General features: G+C 72.4%; 1 protein-coding gene. It reads left to right on the top strand.

What is annotated here, in order from left to right; translation table 11 throughout:
* Positions 1-201: 201 nt before the first annotated feature.
* Positions 202-2,445 (top strand): HAD-IB family phosphatase (locus NBZ83_RS31635; RefSeq protein WP_261576454.1); only part of this gene is annotated, 2,244 nt, incomplete at its 3' end.

A 2,445-nucleotide genomic window follows, 5' to 3' on the forward strand; every position in this document is an offset into this window, starting at 1 on the left:
GCCCGTCACCGCGGCAGGGGGCGGACGGTAGGTTTCCCTGCGTACCGCGGCCTGGGCACGCACCGGTGATGAGCAGGTTGGCGCCGCGGGGGCGAGGCGTCGCCTCGGGGTGCCCACCGGATGTGCACCCGCCCATCCGGACTTACGGCGGGTGCGGGTGCCTGGATGAGGGTGTCGGCGGTGAGGGCAGCGGAGGTCAGGGTGGGGCTGCGCGAGCGGCTCGCGGGCAGGCGTGTGTTCGTGACCGGGGTGACCGGGTTCATGGGCGAGGCTCTGCTCGAACGGTTGCTGTCGGATTTCCCCGACACCTCGGTGGTGGCGTTGGTGCGGCCGCGGGGCAGTCATACGGGGGCGGCGCGGTTGGCGCGGATGCTGCGCAAGCCGGCGTTTCGCCAGCTGCGCGACCGGCTGGGTGCGGCGGGGCTGACGGAGCTGGTGGCGCGTCGCGTCGAGGTCGTCGAGGGTGATCTGTCGCGGTTGCCGGCGTTGCCCGGTGACATCGACGTGGTCATCCACTGTGCCGGGGAGGTGTCGTTCGACCCGCCGATCGACGACGGGTTCCGGATCAACGTCGGTGGGCTGCAGGAGCTGCTGCGGGCCTTGGCGGCCGCCGGGGCGCGCCCGCATCTGGTGCACGTGTCGACGGCCTATGTGGCGGGGTTGCGTTCGGGGCATATCGCCGAGGGGCCGCTGGCTCATGACGTGGACTGGCGTGTCGAGCAGGACTGCGCCTCCCGGGTGCGTCAGCAGACCGAGGATGCCTCGCGGTCGCCGGAGAACTCGGCGCTGTTCCGGGCGCAGGCGGGTCGGCGTTTCGCCGCGGCCGGGGCGCAGACGGTGTCGACGGAGGCGGAGAAGCTGCGCCGGACGTGGGTGGCGCGCCGGCTGGTGGAGGCCGGCGGGCAGCGGGCGCAGGTGCTGGGCTGGACCGATGCGTACACGTTCACCAAGGCGTTGGGGGAACGGTTTTTGGAGCAGGAGCACGGCGAGCTGCCGTTGACGATTCTGCGTCCCTCGATCATCGAGAGTGCGTTGGCGCGGCCGTTCCCCGGGTGGATCGAGGGGTTCAAGATGGCCGAGCCGCTGATCCTGGCTTATGGTCGCGGGGAGTTGCCGGACTTCCCGGCCTCTCCGGACGCGGTCGTCGACATCATCCCGGTGGACCTGGTCGTCAACGCGACGCTGGCGGCGGCGGCGACGGTACCGCCGGTGGACACCCCGGCCTACTACACGGTGTGTTCGGGGTTTCGTAACCCGCTGCTGTTTCGGGATCTCTACGCCTATGTGCGGGAGTATTTCCTGGCCGATCCGTTGCCGCGCCGCGGTCGGGGGGCGATCGCGGTGCCGGAGTGGCCGTTCGCGGGGGCGACGTCGGTGGAGGCGCGGTTGCGTCATTCCGAGCGGCTGGTGGGGTTCGCCGGGCGTGCGTTGGCGCAGATCCCGGCGTCGCAGCGCACGCGGGCGCTGGCCGGGGAGCTGGAGCGGGCGCAGAGCCGGGTGGCGTTCCTGCGCCGCTATTCGGATGTGTACCGGGCGTACACGAAGGCGGAGCTGGTCTACGTCGACGATGCGACGCGGGCGTTGCACGAGGCGTTGGACCCGGCCGATCAGGTGGAGTTCGGGTTCGATCCGGCGTGCTTCGACTGGCGGCACTACCTGCAGCAGGTGCACTGCCCGGCGGTGACGGCGGTGCTGCGCCGGCCGCGGGACGCCGCGCCGCGCCGGCGGCTGTCGGGGCATCTGGGCGCCGGTGACGGGGTGCTCGCAGTGTTCGATCTTGATGGTGCGGTGGCGAGCGCGACGGTGATCGAGTCGTATCTGTGGATGCGGCTCGCCGATGCGGGGCCGCGGGGTCGGGCGCGGGAGCTGGTGGGGCTGGCGGCGGCGCTGCCGGGGTACGTGCGGGCGGAGCGCCGCGACCGGGGGCATCTGATGCGTGCGGTGTACGCCCGTTACGCGGGGGTGGATCCGGTCGAGTTGGAGCGTCTGGTCGCGGAGGTGGCCGGTGACATTCTGCTGCGGCGGGTGAAGCCGGCGGGGATCCGTCGGGTGCGTGAGCATCGGGCGGCGGGGCATCGCACGGTGCTGGTGACCGGGGCGGTGGAGGTGCTCACCCGGCCGTTCGCGTCGCTGTTCGACGAGGTGGTCGCCGCCCGGCTGGAGGTGGGTGCCGACGGGCTGCTCACCGGCCGGTTGGCGTCCTCGCCGCTGGTCGGTGACGCGCGTGCGGCGTGGCTGGACCATCATGCGCGGGCCGCGGGGGCGGATCTGGCGGCGTCGTGGGCGTATGCGGACAGCCAGTCGGATCTGCCGTTGCTGCGCGCGGTGGGTAACCCGGTGGCGGTGAATCCGGATGTGGCGTTGCATCAGGTGGCCCGCGGTGCCGGCTGGCCGATCGAGGAGTGGGCGGCGGCGGCGGGAGAAGGGCGCCTGGTGGTGGGGAGC

The sequence above is a fragment of the Frankia gtarii genome, assembly GCF_025403375.1.
GTDB classification, from domain to species: Bacteria; Actinomycetota; Actinomycetes; order Frankiales; family Frankiaceae; genus Frankia; species Frankia gtarii.